The sequence below is a fragment of the Wocania arenilitoris genome, from assembly GCF_021728535.1.
Taxonomy (GTDB): Bacteria; Bacteroidota; Bacteroidia; order Flavobacteriales; family Flavobacteriaceae; genus Wocania_A; species Wocania_A arenilitoris.
Genome location: NZ_JAKKDU010000002.1, coordinates 267,644 through 289,805 on the forward strand (window position 1 = coordinate 267,644; position 22,162 = coordinate 289,805).

The window sequence follows — 22,162 nt, forward strand, 5'->3', positions numbered from 1 at the left end:
ATTCTAAAAAAAGCTTATTAAAAACCCAATAATTTAAGATGAAAAAAATTGTTTATTATTTTCTTTCTGTAGCCTTTATTTCTACAGGCGTATTTGCTCAAAATGAAGAAGAAAAAGAGCAAAAAAAAGGTCATACAAATACCAATAAATTTAAGCAGTTGTATGATGAGTTTTCAACACCAAACATGTACAGAGCAGCTTCTGGTGCTCCTGGTGTAGCATATTACCAACAACAAGCCGATTATAAAATGGATCTGGTTTTGGATGATGAAAATGCTAGATTATCTGGTTTTGAAACCATTACTTACACTAATAATTCTCCAGATGTTTTAAAGTATCTTTGGATTCAGTTAGATCAAAATATGCGTGCTAAAGATTCTAAATCACCTTTAATTGAAGGGAGTAGAGTATCACCAGTTCAAAGACCTTCTCAATTTTCAAACACATTTTTAAAAGGTCCTTTAGAAAGAGGTTTTAATATTGAAGAGGTTAAAGATATTAATGGTAAGCCACTGGAGCATACAATAAATAGAACCATGATGCGCGTAGAATTACCAAAACCAATGAAATCTGGTGATAAATTTTCATTTTCTATTAAATGGTGGTACAACATTAATAACCATGTAAAAGAAGGCGGACGTTCAGGTTATGAATATTTTGCTGAAAATGATAATAGAATTTATGTGATGTCTCAGTTTTATCCTAGAATGGCTGTTTATAATGATGTTGAAGGTTGGCAAAATTCTCAGTTTTGGGGGCGCGATGAATTTGCTTTACCATTTGGAAATTTTGAAGTAAATATTACAGTACCTGCAGATCATATTTTAGATGGGACAGGACGATTAATGAACAGAAAAGAAGTGTTTACAAAGACTATGATGCAGCGCTATGAAAAAGCAAAAAAATCTTACGATAAACCAGTACTAATTGTTACTCAAGAAGAAGCAGAAAAAGCCGAAAAATCTAAAAGTAATAAAAAGAAAACGTGGAAATTATATGCTGAAAATGTGCGTGACTTTGGATGGGCAACTTCACGAAAGTTAATATGGGATATGATGGCTGTAAAACTTGGTGATAGAGATGTTATGGCTGTATCAATGTATCCAAAGGAGGCAAATCCGCTGTGGGAAGATTGGTCTACTAATGCTGTTGCAAGTACCTTAAAATCCTATTCTAGAATGACATTTGATTATCCATATCACAAAGCTATTTCAGTAAGTGCACCAATGGGAATGGAATATCCTATGATATGTTACAATTTTGGTCGCCCTGATAAAGATGGTAATACGAGTGATCGAACAAAATTTGGGATGATAAGTGTCATTATTCATGAAGTTGGACATAACTTTTTCCCAATGATTGTAAATAGTGATGAGCGCCAATGGACATGGATGGACGAAGGGCTTAATACCTTTTTGCAATATGTCGCAGAACAAGATTTTGGAGAATGGTATCCAGCAGCATTATCAGCTGAGCAGGATAAATACCCATCCAGACGTGGTCCTGCTGCTAATATAGTGTCTTATATGGGCGGTAATCAAGATTATATTGCGCCAATTATGACTAAAGGATTGAATACCTATCAATTTGGTAATAACGCATACGGAAAACCTGCAACAGCCTTAAATATATTAAGAGAAACCGTAATGGGTCGCGATTTGTTTGATTATGCTTTTAAGGAATATGCAAACCGTTGGAAGTTTAAACATCCTACTCCAGAAGATTTCTTTAGAACTATGGAAGATGCCTCAGCTTTCGATTTAGATTGGTATTGGAGAGGTTGGTTTTATACAACCGATTGGACAGATATAGGCATTAAAGAAGTTAAAAAATACTATGTGTCTTCTAAGCCTAATAAGTTTATTAAAGACGTGGCAAAAGAAAATGGCAAAGAATTAAAAGATTTACCACCTCTAGTTTACATGGTTGAAGAAGGTAGCGAAGATTTTAAAGAAGAAATGAAAAATGGTACACCAATTGAAAACTCAACACCTATTAAAGAGTATATCATGAATAATTTCACGCCAGAAGAACAAAAAAACATAAAAGCACCAAAGTATTTTTATAATATCACGTTCAATAAACCAGGAGGTTTAGTAATGCCAATTATTGTAGAGTATATATATGCTGATGGTACTTCGAAAACAGAAACATATCCGGCTCAAATTTGGAGATTTAATGATAACGAAGTTAGTAAAGCAATTGCATCAGAAAAAGAAATTGTTAGCATTAAAATAGATCCTAATTTGGAAACAGCAGATGTTGACACCTCAAACAATTCATGGCCAAAGGAAGTTAAACAAAGTCAGTTCGATGAGTTTAAAAGCAAAGTAAAAGGAAAGTAAAATTAAAAGCCAACTTTATTAGTTGGCTTTTTTTTATTCTAACAAACACTCACTATATTTGTATTGTGATTAATCAACCTACATTTTTATTTATAAGCGGTGGCGAAATAGCATTTATACTATTTATTGTTATTATGGTTTTTGGTGCCGATAAGCTCCCCGAAATAGCTCGTGGTTTGGGTAAAGGCATGCGTACACTTAAAGATGCTACCAACGATATAAAACAAGAAATCACAAGAACTGCCGAAAATAACGGTATAGACACAAGTATTACTACCGATGTAAAAAAAGAGCTCGATAAAGTAAGAGACGATTTAGACGACTTTACAGGCTCTGTAAAACGTAAATTTTAGAGTTAATTCTTTCATTTTAACTGCGTATTTTATCTATTTGTCGGAAATAGATTTCTTTTCAACGATTTTTTTTCACCTTTTTTAAGTAATAAAAATACTTTGTAAGTCCCAAACTTAACCTTAAGAAGATGAAAATAAATCTACTATTATGTTTTCTGTCTATATCTATGTTGGTTATTGGCCAAAGAGATAGAGGTGTTATCAAAGAAATTGATAATTTAAATACTTCTGCATTAAAGTATTATCATAATAATCAAATTGCTGAATCTTTTAACAAATTTACTAGAGCTAAAGTATTATCTGATTCTATTCAAGATACTTATGGCACAGCAGTAACTAATTACAATTTAGGTAATATCTACAGCTTAGTGCAAAACAATGAATCTGCTAAAAATTGCTATAATTTAGCTTTAGAGTCTTCAAAAAAAATAGAGGACTATTATTTAATATCTAAGACCTATTTAGGTTTAGGACAATTATATAAAAGTAAAGGTGAATTTGCAAAAGCTACTTTTTATTTAGAAGAAGCATTAAATGATAAAAACATAGAAAACTATTATTTTTTCGATAAAATTGAAGAAAGAGAATTACAATTAACACTTCTAAAAATTAAAATAAACTTAGCAGAGGTATTTCTAGATACAAATAAAATAGATAATGCATTAATAACATTATTTAGTGTAAAAGATGAATTAGATAATGAGAATGTAGGTTCTTATACTAAGGGATATTTTAATTATGTTTTTGGGCTTTATCTTTACTATAAAGGTCATCAAAATAATGCTATTTTAAGATTTCAAAATACAATAAGTCTTTTAGAAAACAATCAACAAAATAGTAGCTTGTTACTTTTAAGTAATACTTATAAACAATTATCTAATATACATTTTGACCTAGGAAATAGTGATGAAGCTTATTTAAATTTATTATTGCATAATGACTATAAAAATGATTATTTAGAAAAAGAAAAGATTAATCAAGATATTATACTTAAGTCTAAATTTCTTATTGCAGACTATAAGTTTAATGCAGATTTTGCTAATTATAAAAGGCTTCAACAAATAGAAATGACCAATAAAACAAGTAAAATTAATGTAATAGTAACTATTATGTTGTTTTTGCTTTTTATTACTTCTGTTACTTTAATTGTAAGTTATATATCAAAAAGGAAATTAAGTAACGTATTAAAAACAAAAAACAAAGAGTTAGAAATTGCAAAAGATAAAGCTCTAAAAACATCTGAATTGAAATCGAAATTTATTTCTAGTGTATCTCACGAATTAAGAACTCCCTTATATGGAGTTGTAGGGATAGCATCATTATTATTAGATGAAAAGAAGGATTTTAATAGTCGCGAAGTAAAATATTTAAAATCTCTTAAATATTCTGGAGATTATCTTTTAAACCTTGTAAACGATATTTTGCAGGTTAATAAAATTGAAGCTCAAAAAATAGAATTGAAAAATGTATCGGTAAATTTAAAATCTTTAGTAGAACATATTGTAGATTCTTTTGAATATAGATTGCTTGAAACTAACAACAGAATTATTGTATCAATGGATAATAGTATTCCTGAAGATATTAAATGTGATAAGGTTAGACTGTCTCAAGTTTTAATTAATTTGATTGGAAATAGTATTAAGTTTACTGAAAGCGGAATAATTAATTTGAGAATTAAATTATTAAAATTAGATGCTAATAATGTTGATTTACGATTTGAAGTAGAAGATTGCGGTAAGGGAATACCTAAAGAAAAATTTAAAACTATTTTCGATAATTTTTCTCAACTGGGTAACGAAAACAATACAAAATATCAAGGAACCGGTTTAGGACTTTCGATAACTAAAAATATTATTGAATTATTTGACAGTGAAATTGAGTTAGAAAGTGAAATTGGAGTAGGAACTAAATTTAGTTTTAATATAACTTTTGAGATAGATAAAAGCAAAAAAACTGCATTAAACTTAAATGATAATGGTAGTATTTTAAACTTAAATAAAGATAAGAAATATAATATATTAATTGCTGAGGATAATAAGATTAACCAGATTGTAACTAAAAATTTATTGATTAAACAGAATTATAATTGCGATTTAGTTGATAATGGTTTAGAAGCAGTAAACCGTTTAAAAATAAAAGATTTTGATTTAGTATTAATGGATATTAATATGCCGGTTATGAATGGTAATAAAGCTACTAAAATTATTAGAGAGTTTAATAAAACATTACCAATTATAGCCTTAACAGCTTCAGATATTGAAAACTTTAAGCAAGACTATAAAAACACAGGTTTTAACGATGTTATTACAAAACCTTTTGATAATCATGAGTTTTTTCAAATTATTGAATCTCATATTCAAAAAGCCAAAGAAAAAGATATAGAGTTTGTTTTTGCTTCTTAATTTTTAATTAAGTTATTTTTTTCTGCTTATGGTTAAACCATCTCTAATTGGTAAAACAACAGTCTCAATCCTTTTATCTTTTTTTAAAAGTTTATTGTATTCAATTAATGCAGGGGTAGAGGTGTCCTCTTTTTTAAAGGTTGTATCTAAAACTTTACCACTCCACAATACATTGTCTGATAAAATAATGCCACCAGTATTTAGCTTATCAATAATTACATTAAAATAATTCGAGTAGTTTTCTTTATCGGCATCAATAAAAACCAAATCAAAGGTTTTATCAAGTTTTGGGATAATATTTAGTGCATCACCTAAGTACTGAAAAATTTGTTGTCCATAATCAGATTTATCAAAATACTTACGCTGAAAATCAAATAACTCTTCATTGATATCAACGGTATGAAGTTCTCCGTTTTTTTGTAAACCTTCTGCTAAACACAATGCAGAATATCCTGTATAAGTACCAATTTCTAATATGCTTTTTGGGTTTGTTAATTTAGAAATCATGCTTAATACACGACCCTGGTAATGCCCACTAAGCATACGTGGTTGCAATATTTTTTGATAGGTTTCTCTATTTAATTGTTGTAATAATTTTGGTTCGTCTTCAGAATGTTTTACAACATAATCATCAATATCTTCTGGTATAAAATGCATCTGTTTACCAGACCTGTTAGGTCTATTTAAGTTAATCTAAAATCAAAAGTATTACTTTTTTATGTATCGGTTTTCATTAAATCATCTTAATTGCAATTTGTAAAGTCTATAATGCAATTCGTCAGAAATTAGTTTTAGTAATTAAATTTATCAAGTTTCTTTGAGGTATTATAAATAGTTAAATTTATCATCATGAAGAAAATCATTTTGCTAGCTCTTATTGTTTTAATAGTTCCAATTGTAATAATTGAAGACACTAATAAAGATTTTAATTATCACAATGATAATTATCCAGATTTACAAAAAGATGAAAAATGGGAATATGTTAAAGAGCGTGTGTTTAACGGTTATAATGAAAAGGTGTATAAGTATAATGGACCTATTTTATTTGAGCTTTATAATGCTACAGAAAAAGACAGTCTTGTGGTGAACTCTATTTTAGATGAGCTAAAGGTTTTGTTGCCAAATAAAGAGCTTAATTACTTTAAGGATTATACGGGTTTAGCATTAGATGATAGTTTTCAAAGTAAGGATAGGGATATTAATTATTATAAGTTATCTGATTTAAAAAAAGCGACAATTAAACTATATTTTGAAGAAAACGATGATGCAAATTTATTTTCTAACATTCCATATAGTTTTAAAATTTATAATAAGGAATGGACATTTTATTCAGCAAAGAAAATATCTGGATTTGTTCAGCCTGATTTACATTATGTTTTTAGTGGTAAGTCAACTTTGAAACAAAGAAAAATAGAAATTCAAAGAGATTTTATTTGGACAATAGCATGCGCTCAATTTTTTCAAAATAAAAAAGATAAGACAGTAAACTCTAGAAACTCGATATTGGATAATAAAGAAAGTATTAGGATGGGAAGTCAATTTAGTGAATTGGATAAGTTTTTATTACAAAAATTATACTCACCTAACTTAAAGAAGGAATTTAAAGCTTATATGTATAAAACGTATCCTTGGAGTTATGCAAGTATTTATATAAATAAGGAGAAAACAAAGGTTTTTGCTATTTGGACAAGTATTATGTTAGGTGTAATCCTTTTTGTTTTAGGTTTTAGCCTTTTTTATAGAAGAAAATATAAACACCTTTATTATAGTTATTTTGTTCCTGTTTTGTATTTTATGATAAGCATTCTGTATGTTTTTAAAATATTTACTTATATGACTAAGCCTTATGAGTTTGAACATTGGCGACAATATATAAGTATTCATGTTGTTTTTATAATAGTTGCATTATTGATTGCTTTGTTCTTGATGCTTTTTGATAAATTTATTATTAAAAACAGCATGAGTTTTACATTGCAAATAGCTTTTAAAACAGTGTTTACCTTTTTTGTTTGTATTGCTCCGGTAGCTGCTATCTTTTTTTTAGAAAACAATCGCAATACATCTTGGTTTAATTTAAATCCGTTTTTATTATTGGTATTCACTTTTGCTGCAAGTAGAGGATTGTTATTATATCTTGAAAACTTTTCAGACTCTTTATTAAAACAAAAAGACGTTGAGTTAAGTCGATTAAAAGAGGTAAGTGCAAAAGCAGAAGTTAAACTGCTACAATCTCAAATAAACCCACATTTTTTATACAATGCTTTAAATTCTATCGCAACTTTAGTGTATAAAAATGCTGATAAAACAGAGCAAATGGCATTGTCGTTATCCGATTTGTTTAAATATTCTATTAATAAAAAAGGAGATAAAATGAGTACGGTTGCAGATGAGGTAGACATGGTTAAAAACTATTTAGATATTGAACAAATACGTTTTGGAGATCGGTTACAATTTTCTATTCAAGTAGATAAAGCTGTGGAATCTGTAAAAATACCAATGTTTATTATTCAACCTTTGGTAGAGAATGCTGTAAAACATGGTATTTCTAAAATTGGAAAAGACGGAATGGTAACATTAAAAATTAATAACAGTGACATAGGTCTCGATATTATTGTTGAAGATAATGGACCACATTTTCCTGAAGGGGTAGTGAGTGGTCATGGATTACAAACCGTATTTGACTTATTAAGATTAACCTATGGTGAAAGAGCATCATTAAGTTGGAAGAATGCACCAGTAAAACATATTAAAATTACCATTAAAAAAATTGCGTTATAATGAATCAATCGTATAAAACTATTATAATTGATGATGAACTCTTAGCAAGAGAACGTTTGTTAGATTTACTAGAAAATTATCCAGAGACATTTCAAGTTATTGATACAGCTAAAAATGGTGTTGAGGCTAAAGAAAAAATAAGTGCATTAAAACCCGATTTAATATTTCTAGATATTGAAATGCCTGAATTAACGGGGTTTGAATTGTTAGAACAACTTGATGCAATTCCCATTGTTGTTTTTTGTACGGCTTACGACCAATATTCACTAAAAGCTTTTGAAACCAATAGTATCGATTATTTGGTAAAACCAGTGAGATTAGAGCGCATTGAAAAAACTATTCAAAAATTAAAACTATTTAATGGGAATAATAACTCTCAACAATTATTAGAAGCAATTAAAGAAATGTCTATTAAGAAAGAGACTAAAAAAATGACATCTATCACTATTAAAAAAGGAGAGAAGTTAATTTTTGTAAAGTTAGAAGATGTTGTTTTTTTAGAAGCCAAAGATAAATATGTAACTGTATTTACGAATACAGCTAATCATTTAATCGAATTGTCTTTAACGCAGTTAGTAGTTAAATTACCAGACGATTTTTTAAGAGTACATCGAGCTACTATTATAAACACAAAGTATGTTGAAGAAGTTCAAAAATATTTTAACAATAGGTATGTAATCAGATTAAATAATAAGCAAAAAACAAGTATAACTTCAGGTAGAAGTTATACACCTCAAATTAAAAATTGGATGGATGTATAGTTAATTTAAAATTCTATCAATTAATTTTTGCTTCGCAGTTTCATCATCGCCGCATAACCATTGAATAACGTTATCTTCCCAAATAGCATCACATTCATCTTCAGTAATAATATCGCGTTCAATAGCTAAATCTAATATTTTACCTGGGTATGACGATTGTTTAGTACTTTCCATCTCACCTAAAGGATAAGGATCATCTAATCCCATAAGAACTTGTTTAGAGCCTTGATTTTTAATTAACAACTCTAAGCCGCCAGTATCGTGTACTAGCGTGTCAAAGAAAATGTTTTTGTGCCCAACGGCTTTTCTTGGGTGATGTTTGCCTTCAAATAAATCGGGTCTGCCATCAAACCCTTGTATACGTCGTCCTAAATTGATTTGAGCCAACTGTCCACCATGAGCAAAACAGGTTCGCATGTTTGGATATTTTTCTTGATATCCGTTTAAAGTTAAAAAATGATAAGCATCAGCACATTGTGCCAACATCCAAATAAGATGAAAACGCCAAGACGTGTTTTCTAATTTTATGAATTTTTCGCCGTCGTATGGATGAATTTCTACCGCTAGGTTATATTTATGTGCCAATTCAAAAATAGGCTCATTCTCTTCATCAAAAATACAACGCCAAGTACCAATAGTGTCCATGTAATGTGTTGGCAAACAGAGTAATTGCATGCCATGAGTTTCTACACAACGTTCAATTTCCCAACAGGCACTTCTAACAAAACCAGGATGTACAACAAACCCACAAGTAAATTTACTAGGGTTTTCGTGCTGAATTTTAGCATTAAAATCATTTTGAAAACGTAAGGCTTGTTTCATTTCTTCAACACGTAAACCGTTACCGTACAATTGAGACAAGTTTAAAACAACAGCATGATCAATTTTATTACGATCCATCCATTGTAGTTTATCATGTAAAAAGAAACTGGAATCTGTTACGGGTCTGCTCCAATCTTTTTGAAGCATAAATTTCCGATCTTTATCTACCCAAAAGATACCTTTTTCACGCATAAAATCTGGTATTTCTTCTGGGTAAGGAAGTAAATGAGAATGTCCATTAATACGAAGTTTCCGTTTCATTAATCTTCTATTTTTACTTTCTTTGGAGGCTGCATGACTTCGCCACAGTTAGGGCAAGATCTTTTGTCTTTGTTACTGTAATAATTATCAAAAATTTTAGGCATATCGGTTTCAATATTATCAAGCGTAAAATCTTCTTCATATAATTTGGTTGTACAATTTTCGCAAAACCATAGCAATGCATCTTGTACTCCCTTTTCTCTTGGATATTCAATTACTAAGCCAACGGTATTTGCTGGACGCTGCGGAGAGTGGGGCACTTTTGGTGGTAATAAAAAAATCTCCCCTTCTTTAATATGAATGTCTTTTGGTGTGCCTTTGTCAATAATTTTTAAAACAATATCGCCCTCAACTTGGTAAAAAAATTCAGGAGTTTCGTTATAATGATAATCCTTTCTGCTATTAGGGCCACCAACGACCATAACTATAAAATCGCCATCTTTCCAAACAACTTTATTGCCAACAGGTGGTTTTAAAAGGTGTCTGTTTTCGTTAATCCAAGCTTTAAAATTTATTGGTGGATATACTTTACTCATAATTCTATTTTTTATTAGTTTAAAGTTACAAGCTCTTTGTGCGACCACCATCAACAGGTACGTTAATTCCGTTAATGTAACTTGCAGCTTCACTGGCTAAAAAAGTGACGACATTGGCAGTTTCCTCAGGTTTCGCAAAACGCTTAGCAGGGGTGTGGTTTTTCATTATTTCTGCCATATCTTCAACGCTTTTTTCTTCTTTAGTAGCTTTAATTTTAATAATTTCATTTAAACGTTCAGTTTCGGTAAAACCAGGTAATACATTGTTTACAGTAATGCCAAATTCACCTACTTCGGTAGCTAAAGTTTTACTCCAATTACCAACTGCCCCTCTTATTGTGTTACTAACACCTAAACCTGGAATTGGTTCTTTAACAGAGGTAGAAATAATATTAACAATTCTACCAAAACCAGCTTCTTTCATAAACGGAATGGTGGCTTGCGCTAGTACATGATTGCATTTTAAATGTTGAATAAAAGCATTATCAAATTCCTCTAAAGCAGCCGTTAAAATAGAACCACTTCGTGGGCCACCAGTATTATTTATAACAATATGAAACCCATGATTTTTTTCTATAAATTTTATCACTTGCTCTTGCAAGTCTCTAGGGTTCGAAAAATTTGCAACTATGTAGCTATGGTTTCTATGTTCTGGTAATTCTGCTAAAACAGCTTTTAATTTTTCTCTATTCCTCGCTGCTAAGGTTACGTTAACACCTTCTGCAGCTAATGCCATAGCGGTTGCTTTACCTATTCCTGCTGTACTCCCGCAAACTAAAGCATTTTTATTATTAAGTTTTAAATCCATAATATTTCCAGTTAAGGTAGAATTTGTTTAATTTAAAAATTTGATTCATTTTATAAGATTTCCACTTTTGTGGAAACTAGTATTTTATACAAACATTTTTAGATTCAGTAAAAAAGCGCAAAGCTTCAAAGCCTCCTTCTCTTCCAATTCCAGATGCTTTTATGCCACCAAAAGGAGTTCGTAAATCGCGCAACATCCATGTGTTTATCCATACTATTCCAGCTTGTAATTGGTTGCTAATACGCATGGTTTTTTTTAAATCGTTTGTCCAAAGTGTTGCCGATAGACCATATTTTACTTTATTAGCCATTTGTAGTACATTTTCTTCAGTATTAAAAGGCATAATAGCTACAACTGGCCCAAATATTTCTTCTTGATTTACTGTGCAATCATTGGTTTTCACTTCAATAACAGTAGGTTCTAAATAATAACCATTTTCATAACCTTTTAAAGTTACACGATTTCCTCCACATAGAATTTCTCCATTTTCTTTTTTAGCAATTTCAATATATTTTAAAACCTTTTCTAAGTGTGATTTTGACACTAAAGCTCCAATGTTTGTGTTCTTATTTGAAGGATGACCAACTTTAAGTTCCTTTACTTTTTGAACAAAATCTATTTTAAATTTATTGTAAATTGAAGCTTCTACAAAAATACGACTTCCACATAAACAAATCTGCCCTTGATTTGCGAATGATGAACGTACTGTAGTTTCCAGCATATCTTCATAATTACAATCTGCAAATATGATGTTTGGGTTTTTCCCACCAAGTTCTAAAGATAGCTTTTTAAACATGGGTGCAGTTACTTTAGCGATATGTGCTCCAGTTGAAGTGCCTCCAGTAAAGCTAATGGCTTTAATATCTGGGTGTTCAATGATGGCTTGTCCTGTTGTTGTGCCTAACCCATGAATAATATTTAGTACTCCTTTTGGGAGGCCAGCTTCATTTAGTATATCACCTAATAGATAAGCTGTCATTGGTGTAACTTCACTTGGTTTTGCAACAACACAATTACCTGCAGCAATGGCTGGTGCTATTTTCCAAGTAAAGAGGTATAATGGAAGGTTCCAAGGAGAAATACAACCAACAACACCAATAGGTTGGCGAAGGGTATAGTTTATAACTTGTTGACCAACGCTCTCGTGACTTTCGCTAGCAAACTGAGTTATGGCATTTCCATAGAATCTAAAATTACTTGCTGCTCTAGGTATATCTACTGTTTTTGCTAAACTAATAGGCTTGCCATTGTCTTTGCTTTCGGCTTCTGCAAATTGATCTAGATTATCTTCTAATAATTCTGAGATTTTTATTAAGATCCTACTTCGTTCTTCCAAGGTGGTTTGAGACCAATGCTTAAAGGCAGATTTGGCAGCGTTATAAGCATTATCAATATCTGCTTTGGTTGAGTTTGGTGTTTGTCCATAAACTTCTCCGTTCGATGGATTGTAGTTGTCTATCCAATTATTTTGAATTGGATTATGATAGCTACCGTTTATATAGTTTTGGATGTTTTGCATAAGGCTTTTAGCTTTAGGACTTAGGTTTATAGGCCATCACCTTAATCTCCACCACCAGATCTGGATGCGGTAATTGGTGTACTGCAACGGTTGTTCGTGTTGGTCCGGTTTCCTTGTTAAAAAATTCTGCGTATGCTTTATTATAACCTGCAAAATCATTCATGTTTACTAAAAAAGATGTGACATCAACCACATCTTTTAAAGAGGCACCCTCATTGGCTAAATTCTTTTCAATATTATTTAAAACTTCGCGAGTTTGAACTTCAATATTTAAATGTTTGGTTCCCATTTCGTCAATAATATCGACACCAGCTATAGTGTTATCTGATTTTCTTGAACTGGTGCCAGATACAAATATAAAATCGCCTACACGTTTGGTATGTGGGTATGCGCCTCTTGGTGTTACTTTGTTACTCATACTAAAAAGCCCATTCTAACCTTCTCTAAGGGAAGGAATTCTTACTCGGGCGAATAAGAATTTGTTGTTGTTTTTTTTAAAGCGTACCAGTTTCCTTCCTTTAGAAGGGCTAGGAAGGCTTTTTATTTTAACCTTACAATTCTATCGTCTTCAAGAATAGCTTCAGTTTCTTGTTTTACTTTTTTTAAAATGATTTTTAGGTCTTCTTTTAAATCTATTTTTCCATCAGACAGTAAATTTAAAATAGCTTTATCTTGTGCTCTTCCTTTTAACATAGCCTCTCTATACCCTATATCTTCATTAAAAGTTACTAACGCGTATTTTGATGAATATTCATTAGGAAAATTTTCTTCCAAAGCCATTTCTAATTTACGCTTTTCTTGGAAAACAGTTTTAGCTACATGGTCTTTCATTTCATGAAAATTATCAATGGCTAAATCTGCAATAGCATCAGTATCTTTTTTACGTGTTTTTTCGTAGGTATTAAATGTAGCCTCCCAACTTTCTAAATTTTTATCTAACACTTTATCAAACTCAACAACATCTTCAAATGAAGCATTCATACCTTGTCCATAAAACGGTACAATCGCATGAGCAGCGTCTCCCATTAAAAGTGTATTACCTTTATAATGCCAAGGATAACATTTTACTGTGCCTAATGGCGACGTTGGGTTTTTAAAAAAATAATTAACTAAATTCGGCATTAAAGTCAAAGCATCGGGGAATTCTTTTAGGAAAAATTCTAACACTTTTTTTTCTGTTGTAAGATTATTAAAATTGTATTCGCCCTCATCGTAACTTAAAAAAAGTGTTACCGTAAAACTACCATCTAAATTTGGTAAAGCAATAAGCATAAAACTACCACGAGGCCAAATATGAAGTGCATTTTTATAGATTTTATAATCGCCATTTTTTTTAGGAAGAATGGTAAGTTCTTTATAGCCGTGAGTTAAATAATCTTGTGAAAAGCTAAATAGAAACTTTTTACCTAAATAGTAGCTTTTTCGCATTGCGGAACCAGCACCATCGGTAGCAATAATTATATCGGCATCTTCTACAAATTCATCTTTTGTTTTATAATCTTGAAATAGAGCGGTGGTTTTTTTAAAATCGACTGATTTACATTTTTTATTGAAGTAAATGGAAACATTTTTATGTTTTTCGGCTTCGGTTAAAAGTAATCCATTGAGCTCACCTCGAGAAATGGAGTTAATATATTCATGTTTTCGACCGCTGTAATTTGATAAATATGTGTTTCCTTTTTTATCGTGAATCATTCTGCCATTCATAGGAATGCAAAGTGCTTTTACTTTGTCTTCAATTCCAACAAGTTTCATAGCTTTATTACCTCGATTTGAAAATGCTAAATTTATAGAGCGCCCAGCAGAAATATCTACTTTACGAAGGTCTGGGCGCATCTCATAAACAGCAACATTATAGCCTCTTTGACCTAGGCGTAATGCTAGTAGAGAGCCACAAAGGCCAGCGCCAATGATTAGTATGTTTTGTTGTTTTTCTTTCATTTTGTCATCCTGAACTTGTTCCAATATTTCATTATTATTTATAATTTAATTCAAATTGGATTCCTGCCTTCGCAGGAATGACAAATTAATTCAAAATACTTTTCAATTTTTTAACTAAATAATAAATATCTTGAAACGAGTTGTAAAATGGTACTGGAGCACATCTAATAACATCTGGTTCTCTCCAATCACTTATAACACCAGCCTGAGTTAGTTTACTATGCAAATTTTTATTGGTATTTATAACTTGAATGGATAACTGGCATCCACGTTCTTCAGGACTATTAGGTGTTATAATTTTAATGGTGTCTTTTCCTAATTGCTTTAAAAGAAATTCGAAATAACCTGTTAATTTTTTAGATTTCTCGGTTAGCTTTTTAATACCCACTTCGTTAAACATGTCTAGTGATGCTTTAATAGCAGCCATTGATAAAATGGGTGGATTACTAAGTTGCCAACCTTCAGCTCCTGGAAGCACATCAAAGTCATCACGCATATTAAAACGTGTTTGTTTATTATGGCTCCACCAACCCGTAAAACGATTTAAATTTTTATTGTAAGCATGTCGCTCGTGAACAAAACAACCTGCTAAACTTCCTGGTCCAGAATTTAAGTATTTATAAGTACACCAAACGGCAAAATCTGCTCCCGAATCATGTAAATTTAATTGCACGTTTCCAGCAGCATGCGCACAATCAAATCCAACCATACAGCCATATTGATGTCCTAATTGTGCTATTCTTTTTAAATCGAAATACTGCCCAGTGTAGTAATTTACACCACCAATCATAATTAAGGCAATGTCTTCACCTTGATTTTCAAGAATATCTTCTAAATCTTGATATCGTAATAACTTTTCATCTTCGCGAGGTTTCCATAAAATTAAACTTTCTTTATCATCAAATCCATGATGACGTAATTGCGATTCTACTGCATACTTATCAGAAGGAAAAGCATCACTTTCAATAAGAATTTTATAACGTGTTTTAGTGGGTTTGTAAAAGGATACCATCATAAAATGAAGATTGGCGGTTAGGGTATTCATAACGACAACTTCAATGGGTTTTGCACCAACTACATTTGCCATACTTTCAGTTAAAAATTCATGATATGGTAACCATGGGTTTTTAGCTTCGGTATGACCTTCAACACCTAAATTCGCCCAATCTTTAAGTTCTTGATTAATGTATGATTGTGTAGATTTTGGTTGTAAACCAAGTGAGTTACCTGTCATATAAATCAACTTGTTTCCATATTTATCTTTAGGGATATGAAATTGATTTTTGTACAGTGATAATTCATCATTTTGGTCTTGTTGTTTTGCGTATTTAAGACCTAGTTTGTAGTTAGACAAAGTGATTGCATTTTTGGTTTCTAACAAAAATAAGAATTATAAATTTAGAAATGAACCGATAAATTATACTAAATTTTAGAATAATCTTTTTTGTATATTTATTAAAAACTAAAAGGTATGGGAAAAATTAAAGAATATTCAAACGGAGAAATAACAGTGGCTTGGGAAGCTGAAAAATGTATTCATTCTGCAATATGCGCAAAAGGATTACCAGAAGTATTTCAACCTAGGGTCAGACCATGGATAAAAATTGACGCAGCAAACACAGAAACTATAATTAATCAAGTTAAAGAATGTCCTTCTGGAGCTTTAAGGTTTTATATGAATGCTGAAGGAGATAAATCGTCTGAAACTTTGGAAACAAAAGTTGAAGTTTTAGAAAACGGCCCGTTATTAGTTTATGGAACGCTTAAAGTGACCCATAAAGACGGCAGTGAGGAAACTAAAAATAAAACTACTGCTTTTTGCAGATGCGGTGCATCTAACAACAAACCATTTTGTGATGGAATGCACGTAAAAGAATCATTTAAAGGTTAAAAATAGATTATAATTAGAAAGGAAAAGCGCTTCAACCAATGGTTGAAGCGCTTTTCATATATATAGGCGCAAATGCGGAAAAAACTATTTTATACTTTATATACGAACTTAGTCGTAAGTTAGATGATTTAATTACAAGGATTCTTAAAAATTATTCTAAAATCACTTTTACATTTGAAAGTTTAAGATTCCAATCACCTTCTGCTTTTTTATGATCTAATGCTAGTTTTAAACCATTAAAATCTTGATAGTTTTCAAAAGTATTGATTAATTCCGCTTCTGCTTTATTTCTTCTTCTAAATGCCCATTCTTTAATTATAAAATCATTAGTGTAAAAAATATCGTAGGCATCACCAGGAGTGTAACCGCCTTCTTTTGAATAAGTTAATATGATTTTATTCATTTCAGATTTGCTAATAGGTGCTTGCGCTTTTACTGGTTCAGAAATAGTAATACCTTCATCCCAAACCAACTGAAAAGGTATTAGCAGCCAAAATTTATCGTTTATAAAAGCACGATCCGCTTTTGTAGAAATACTATCTAACGATTTTCTGTTGTAACTTATAGTGTCCTTGTCAGTTTTTAGCGTAATATTATCCGATTTTGGGTTCCATACCCAGTTTCTGTTTTGTCCAAATTTAAATTGAATTTCAGAAATCTTTTCCCAGTTTTCAAAACCATGGGCATTTGCTATTTTTTGAGCAACAGAAAGTTCTGGTTCGGCTATTTTTGTTTTAGCTTTTTGTTTGCAAGAAATACAAAGACTTAGTATACCTAAAATGACTATTAATTTTTTCATAATTTAGATTTTTTGTAAAGATATCATTTAGAAGATGACAACAAACAATAAATATTTTAAAACTAATAAAGCCACTTGGAACCAGAAAGTAAAGGAGCATGCTAAAAGTGACATGTATAATTTGAATGATTTTAAAAAAGGAAAATCATCATTAATGCCATACGAATTAAATGCTTTGGGTGATGTAAACGGAAAGTCACTTTTACATTTGCAATGTCATTTTGGTCAAGATACACTAAGTTGGAGTAGAATGGGTGCAACATGTACAGGAGTTGATTTGAGTGATGAAGGCATAAAGCTAGCACAACAATTAAATAAAGATTTAAAGCTAAATGCAAATTTTGTACACTGCAATGTTTTGGATACGTCTCAGTTTGTTAAAGAAACTTTCGATATTGTTTTTACCAGTTACGGTGTTATTGGTTGGCTGCCTGATTTAAAACCTTGGGGCAAAATGATTGCTGAAAAACTTACTAAAGGTGGTGCGTTTTATATGGTTGAATTTCACCCTATTGTTTGGATGTTCGATTATTTAGAAGGAAAGCCTGTTATGAAATATGGGTACATGCAAGATGAAGTGATTTATGAAGAATATGAAGGTACTTATGCCAACGAAAACTCAAAGATGATTAGTAAAGAATATGGTTGGAATCATGGATTGGGCGAAGTTGTTAGTGCTTTAACCGAAGCAGGTTTGCATATAGACTATTTAAAAGAGCACAACGAAAGTCCTTACAATGTTTTACCAGATTTGGTTAAAACAGATTCTAGAATGTATGTTATAAAAGATAAATTGTATCCTTTGGTTTTTGAAATTAAAGCTACGAAATTTTAGAGTTTCGTTTAACATTTTTGTGTATGATTTCGTTGCGTATTTCAGGAACTAATCCGGCCAATTATACCCAGAATCTGTATTTGAAGGGGTGTTTACCAAGATTATTGGGTATGTGCGTATACAAAGGCATGGTAAGTGGGCATTGGACTTTCTATATTACCTGAATTAAATACTTTGAAAACGCCAAATGCTAACTCCTTAATACACAAAAAACTATTAATACATTACAGATATCAATACCCGTTTATTGTAATAACTCAATGTGCTAAATCCAATCTTTAAGGAGCAATACTTCAAAAAAATCGATATCAATCCTAGTTCTTGCATAAGGTTTTATCAACACATTAGTTACTAATTTTGGGTCAAAGACTTAATAAGTTCAACTTCTTTTGTTGAAAATGGAGTTCCATCTTTTCGAAAAATATCGTGAAACCATACTTTGGGTTCTTTTTCAAAAGGATTTTGCCAGCTGTGCCATGGATATATTGTATTTGATTTTCCATTTATAAACCCCCAATTATATGCGCCAATTTTATTCTCCTTGAAAAATGGCAAAGAATTTTCAAACGTTGAGTTAGCAGTTCGAGCCATATACTCAGTAGCTAGCAATGGACGATTGGATTTTTTAAGCTCTGCAACTACCTTTTTCTGCTTATCCAGCGGGAAATATGCGTGATAATTAATTACATCCGAATTCTTGTAGCAAAACTTATCTATCGCATCCAATTTATTGAGATCGGCATCTCCTGCTCTCCAAACATCTGCACATATAGGTTGAGTTGGGTTTACTTCCCTTGCCCACTGAAATGCTTTTTTAAGCAAGGCCAATGAGTAGGTCTCTTTGTTTTTCAACTCAATATCCCCATAACTTGAAGTGTTAGGGTTACCTGGTTCATTATACAAATCCCATATCAACACGCGTTTATCGCTCTTATATCTCTTCATTGTTTCTTTAACGTATGCCTTAATACTAGCCTCATGCTCTCCCAAGTTTTGAAGAATCTCTATTCCAGGACATTGTACCCATCCTGAGTTATGAACACCTTTTGTCGGTTCGGGCTGTTTGCCTGATTTCGGATTTGGATGCCATACATCATCGAAAAAGATAAGCATAACCCTAATATTATGACTCTGGCATATTTCTAAAAACTGGTCAACACGTTGATAAAATCCTTCTTTATCCTCTTTCCATGGCAAATAATGTAAAAATACACGAAGAGAATTAAAACCCAGATCTTCAGCCCAAGCTAATTCTTTATCAATAAGCTCGGGAGAAAAAGTTTCTTCCTGCCACATCTCTAATTGATTTATCGCATTTGCAGGTACATAGTTACACCCAACAATCCAAGGTTGATGATTATACCACTCAGTAATACGTTCAACAGTCCAGCGGTCTGTTATTTCTTTTTTATTGGTCGCCTCAATATTGTCTGCTGCACCTTGTTTTTGCTTATTTCTACCTGCACAAGCGCTCAATAGAATAATAGATAAAATGCAGATAATTTTAATTGATGTTTTCACTATTTCTCGATATTAAATTTATATATGCAAACTGAATGGTATTCCTCATTTGGTGTAAGCACTGTTGAGGGAAAATTATTATGATTTGGGCTATCCGGGAAATGCTGAGTCTCTAAACAAAATGCAGTTCTGTAGTTGTATTTTTTTCCTAATTTTCCTATATCATCTCCATTCAGGAAATTTCCCCCGTAAAATTGCAATCCTGGTTCATTCGTATACACCTCTATGGTTCTGCCCGATTGAGGTTCTGATATCTTTGCTGCAAGGTTCAACCCTTTGTCCGTCTTATTCAGCACCCAGTTATGATCGTAACCAAACCCATACTCTAATTGCTTATAATCATGATTAAGCCTTTCCCCGATAGCAATTGCTTCAGTGAAATCCATGGGAGTATTATTCACCGATAAAATCTCTCCGGTTGGTATTAGCCCTTGTTTTACAGGTGTATAATTATCAGCATTAATCATTAAATGATGGTCATTTATACTTCCGTTACCTGCTCCGTGTAAATTAAAGAAGCTGTGGTGAGTAAGGTTTACAACCGTTGGTTTATCTGTTGTTGCCCAATATTCAATTTTTAATTCATTGTTATCAGTTAGTGTGTAGCTTACCTTAACCTTTAAGTTTCCGGGATATCCTTCTTCCATATCTTTAGAAAGATAGGTCAATCTCAATGTTTGGTCATTTAACTGCTCAGTATTCCAAACCACATTATTAAACCCTTTAATACCTCCATGCAAATGGTTAGTTTCGTTATTGGTTGCTAACGAATACTCCTGATCATTCAATTTAAACTTTCCTTGATTTATTCTATTACCATAGCGCCCAATAAGAGCTCCAAAATAAATTTCATTACTATTTAAATAACCATCAATTGTTTCGTACCCTAAAACAATATCTTCCAATTGTCCCTCCTTATCAGGTACCCATAGCGAAACTACGCGACCACCGTAATTGGTAACTTGCGAAACTATACCATCTTTGTTTTTTAACGTAAATAGTTTTACTTGTTTCCCATCGATAATTTCATTGAAATTTCCCTCAGGAATTAACACCATGCTGTTTGGCTTATTTGTGCATGCAAAGCATAGAATCCCAAATACAAATAATACTACTAGATTTCTCATATTTCTTTATATGTAATTTTACAAAATTTTAAGAGTTAAAAAAATTACTTTTTACTTCTTAAATTATCAATAACTTCCTGCTGTAATTTAATGGCTATACCGGTTGACAGGTGTTTGGTTTCAGGCATTTCTGATTTCCAGCTATCAAATGCATTATTCATTTTTTTCAACTTACCCTTTTTTTTCTTACTAATATTTGTTGTCTCGCCAACATCATTTTTTAGGTTAAATAGAAACTTTTCTTGTCCATCGATTTTGATAAATTTATAATCATCCCAACGCAATGCTTCCTGAAAGTGCCCCTGGGTCCAATAAAGAAAATCATGTGGTTTAGATTTCTTCTCATTGAGCAAATAAGGCAGCAGGTTTTTCGAGTCAATCTTCTTATCTGTCTTATGAGATATTCCTGCCAGTTCTGTTGCCGTAGAAAAAACATCAAAACTCATAACCAAATGTTTATAAATCTGTGGTTGAATTTTCCCTTTCCAGTACACCACATAAGGAACATGAATCCCTCCTTCTAAAACAGTTCCTTTCATTCCACTAAAGGGTTTATTATCCGACCATGTACCAGGAGTACCACCATTATCGCTCATAAAGAACACAAGTGTATTTTCCTCAATCTTCAACATTTCTAACAGAGACATTATAGCCCCAACACCGTCGTCCAATGCCGTAATCATAGCTGCATAGATTCGTCTTTTTTTATCGGCAATGTTAGAAACCCTATCTAAATATTCCTGAGGTGCTTGAAGAGGAGTATGTGGAGCATTATACGAAAGATAAAGAAAGAAAGGCTGCTCTGCATTTCTTTCTATAAAATCTAAAGCATAATCAGTTAAATCATCTGTTAGATAATTGTCAAAGCTTTTTCTCTTACCATTTTCTTCAATTAAAGCCGTATATGAATGATCGTTATTGACTTTAGGGTCGCATTGATAATAATGATGTCCACCTCCGGTAAATCCATAAAATTTATCAAAACCTTTATGTACTGGATGTTGGTTCTTCATTACCCCAAGATGCCATTTCCCAACTAAGGCACTGGTATAACCCGCCTGTTTCAACACTTTAGGAAGTATTTCTTCCGATTCAGGTAGTCCTAAATTGTGAAAACGTTGGCTCGGGTTTTCTTGAAAACCAAAGCGATGCTGATATCTACCCGTCATTATTCCAGCTCTTGTTGGAGCGCAAAAAGAATGGGAAGCATAAGCATTAGTACAAATAGCACCACCCTCAGCCAACTTATCAATGTTTGGGGTTTTAAAATCAGCACAGCCATTAAATCCCACATCTTTGTAACCTAAATCGTCTGCAAGAATTAATATAACATTTGGCTTTTCACTTTTTGCCTCATTGTTTTGGCTAAATACATTGATACTTATGTTTAGTAAAAAAATAGATATACTTAATCTGAGTTTCAATTTAAAAATTTTGTTTATCATCAGTTTTGTATTAATTTA

19 protein-coding genes are annotated in these 22,162 nt (G+C 31.7%); 7 read left to right on the forward strand and 12 right to left on the reverse strand.

Features of this window, described 5'->3' with window-relative positions:
• Nucleotides 1–38: 38 nt before the first annotated feature.
• The 3 genes from L3X37_RS02565 to L3X37_RS02575 all read left to right on the forward strand — a co-directional run bounded on the left by L3X37_RS02565 (nucleotide 39) and on the right by L3X37_RS02575 (nucleotide 5,100).
• On the forward strand, nucleotides 39–2,345 hold the full coding sequence (locus L3X37_RS02565) for a M1 family metallopeptidase (protein ID WP_237238607.1): 2,307 nt from the start codon (nucleotides 39–41) through the stop codon (nucleotides 2,343–2,345).
• Nucleotides 2,346–2,410: 65 nt separating this feature from the next.
• Nucleotides 2,411–2,698, forward strand: coding sequence for a Sec-independent protein translocase subunit TatA/TatB (locus L3X37_RS02570; protein WP_237238608.1), 288 nt, complete (start codon nucleotides 2,411–2,413; stop codon nucleotides 2,696–2,698).
• Between the two features lie 128 nt (nucleotides 2,699–2,826).
• Nucleotides 2,827–5,100: a response regulator gene (locus tag L3X37_RS02575; RefSeq protein WP_237238609.1), complete on the forward strand. Its 2,274-nt coding sequence runs from the start codon at nucleotides 2,827–2,829 to the stop codon at nucleotides 5,098–5,100.
• 12 nt (nucleotides 5,101–5,112) lie between these two features.
• Here the strand turns inward: L3X37_RS02575 and L3X37_RS02580 are convergent, their stop codons facing one another.
• Complete coding sequence (locus tag L3X37_RS02580) at nucleotides 5,113–5,757, reverse strand: O-methyltransferase (RefSeq protein WP_237238610.1); 645 nt, start codon at nucleotides 5,755–5,757, stop codon at nucleotides 5,113–5,115.
• Between the two features lie 192 nt (nucleotides 5,758–5,949).
• Here L3X37_RS02580 and L3X37_RS02585 point away from each other — a divergent pair, with 192 nt between their 5' ends.
• A complete protein-coding gene (locus tag L3X37_RS02585; protein WP_237238611.1) occupies nucleotides 5,950–7,878 on the forward strand; it encodes a sensor histidine kinase in 1,929 nt (642 codons plus the stop codon).
• Nucleotides 7,878–8,639, forward strand: a complete 762-nt coding sequence (locus L3X37_RS02590) for a LytR/AlgR family response regulator transcription factor (protein WP_237238612.1) — start codon at nucleotides 7,878–7,880, stop codon at nucleotides 8,637–8,639. The genes L3X37_RS02585 and L3X37_RS02590 overlap by 1 nt, the downstream gene beginning before the upstream one ends.
• Here the strand turns inward: L3X37_RS02590 and L3X37_RS02595 are convergent, their stop codons facing one another.
• The 7 genes from L3X37_RS02595 to kynU form a co-directional block, all read right to left on the reverse strand.
• Nucleotides 8,640–9,722: an amidohydrolase family protein gene (locus tag L3X37_RS02595; RefSeq protein ID WP_237238613.1), complete on the reverse strand. Its 1,083-nt coding sequence runs from the start codon at nucleotides 9,720–9,722 to the stop codon at nucleotides 8,640–8,642.
• On the reverse strand, nucleotides 9,722–10,258 hold the full coding sequence (locus L3X37_RS02600; protein ID WP_237238614.1) for a 3-hydroxyanthranilate 3,4-dioxygenase: 537 nt from the start codon (nucleotides 10,256–10,258) through the stop codon (nucleotides 9,722–9,724). Before L3X37_RS02600 ends, L3X37_RS02595 begins: the two co-directional genes overlap by 1 nt.
• A gap of 25 nt (nucleotides 10,259–10,283) precedes the next feature.
• Nucleotides 10,284–11,066, reverse strand: coding sequence for an SDR family oxidoreductase (locus L3X37_RS02605; RefSeq protein ID WP_237238615.1), 783 nt, complete (start codon nucleotides 11,064–11,066; stop codon nucleotides 10,284–10,286).
• Between the two features lie 76 nt (nucleotides 11,067–11,142).
• Nucleotides 11,143–12,585 (reverse strand): aldehyde dehydrogenase, encoded by a 1,443-nt coding sequence (locus tag L3X37_RS02610; RefSeq protein ID WP_237238616.1) that lies wholly within the window; start codon nucleotides 12,583–12,585, stop codon nucleotides 11,143–11,145.
• 13 nt (nucleotides 12,586–12,598) lie between these two features.
• Nucleotides 12,599–13,003 (reverse strand): RidA family protein, encoded by a 405-nt coding sequence (locus tag L3X37_RS02615; protein WP_237238617.1) that lies wholly within the window; start codon nucleotides 13,001–13,003, stop codon nucleotides 12,599–12,601.
• Nucleotides 13,004–13,125: 122 nt separating this feature from the next.
• Nucleotides 13,126–14,526: an FAD-dependent oxidoreductase gene (locus tag L3X37_RS02620; RefSeq protein ID WP_237238634.1), complete on the reverse strand. Its 1,401-nt coding sequence runs from the start codon at nucleotides 14,524–14,526 to the stop codon at nucleotides 13,126–13,128.
• An 85-nt stretch (nucleotides 14,527–14,611) separates the two neighbouring features.
• A complete protein-coding gene (kynU, locus tag L3X37_RS02625) occupies nucleotides 14,612–15,880 on the reverse strand; it encodes a kynureninase (protein ID WP_237238618.1) in 1,269 nt (422 codons plus the stop codon).
• A 117-nt stretch (nucleotides 15,881–15,997) separates the two neighbouring features.
• Between kynU and L3X37_RS02630 the strand changes: the two genes are divergently transcribed.
• Complete coding sequence (locus L3X37_RS02630) at nucleotides 15,998–16,417, forward strand: (4Fe-4S)-binding protein (RefSeq protein ID WP_237238619.1); 420 nt, start codon at nucleotides 15,998–16,000, stop codon at nucleotides 16,415–16,417.
• 151 nt (nucleotides 16,418–16,568) lie between these two features.
• Here the strand turns inward: L3X37_RS02630 and L3X37_RS02635 are convergent, their stop codons facing one another.
• A complete protein-coding gene (locus L3X37_RS02635) occupies nucleotides 16,569–17,216 on the reverse strand; it encodes a hypothetical protein (RefSeq protein WP_237238620.1) in 648 nt (215 codons plus the stop codon).
• 34 nt (nucleotides 17,217–17,250) lie between these two features.
• Between L3X37_RS02635 and L3X37_RS02640 the strand changes: the two genes are divergently transcribed.
• A complete protein-coding gene (locus L3X37_RS02640) occupies nucleotides 17,251–18,051 on the forward strand; it encodes a class I SAM-dependent methyltransferase (RefSeq protein ID WP_237238621.1) in 801 nt (266 codons plus the stop codon).
• A gap of 351 nt (nucleotides 18,052–18,402) precedes the next feature.
• On the opposite strand, the gene L3X37_RS02645 is transcribed toward L3X37_RS02640, so the two are convergent.
• Genes L3X37_RS02645 through L3X37_RS02655 form a run of 3 tightly spaced genes read right to left on the reverse strand, consistent with a single transcriptional unit; the run spans nucleotide 18,403 to nucleotide 22,144 of the window.
• Nucleotides 18,403–19,572 (reverse strand): glycoside hydrolase family 2 TIM barrel-domain containing protein, encoded by a 1,170-nt coding sequence (locus L3X37_RS02645; protein WP_237238622.1) that lies wholly within the window; start codon nucleotides 19,570–19,572, stop codon nucleotides 18,403–18,405.
• Nucleotides 19,572–20,699: an aldose epimerase family protein gene (locus L3X37_RS02650; RefSeq protein WP_237238623.1), complete on the reverse strand. Its 1,128-nt coding sequence runs from the start codon at nucleotides 20,697–20,699 to the stop codon at nucleotides 19,572–19,574. Before L3X37_RS02650 ends, L3X37_RS02645 begins: the two co-directional genes overlap by 1 nt.
• Nucleotides 20,700–20,743: 44 nt before the next feature.
• Entirely contained in the window at nucleotides 20,744–22,144 is a 1,401-nt protein-coding gene (locus L3X37_RS02655) for a sulfatase-like hydrolase/transferase (RefSeq protein WP_237238624.1), read from the reverse strand.
• Nucleotides 22,145–22,162 lie beyond the last annotated feature (18 nt).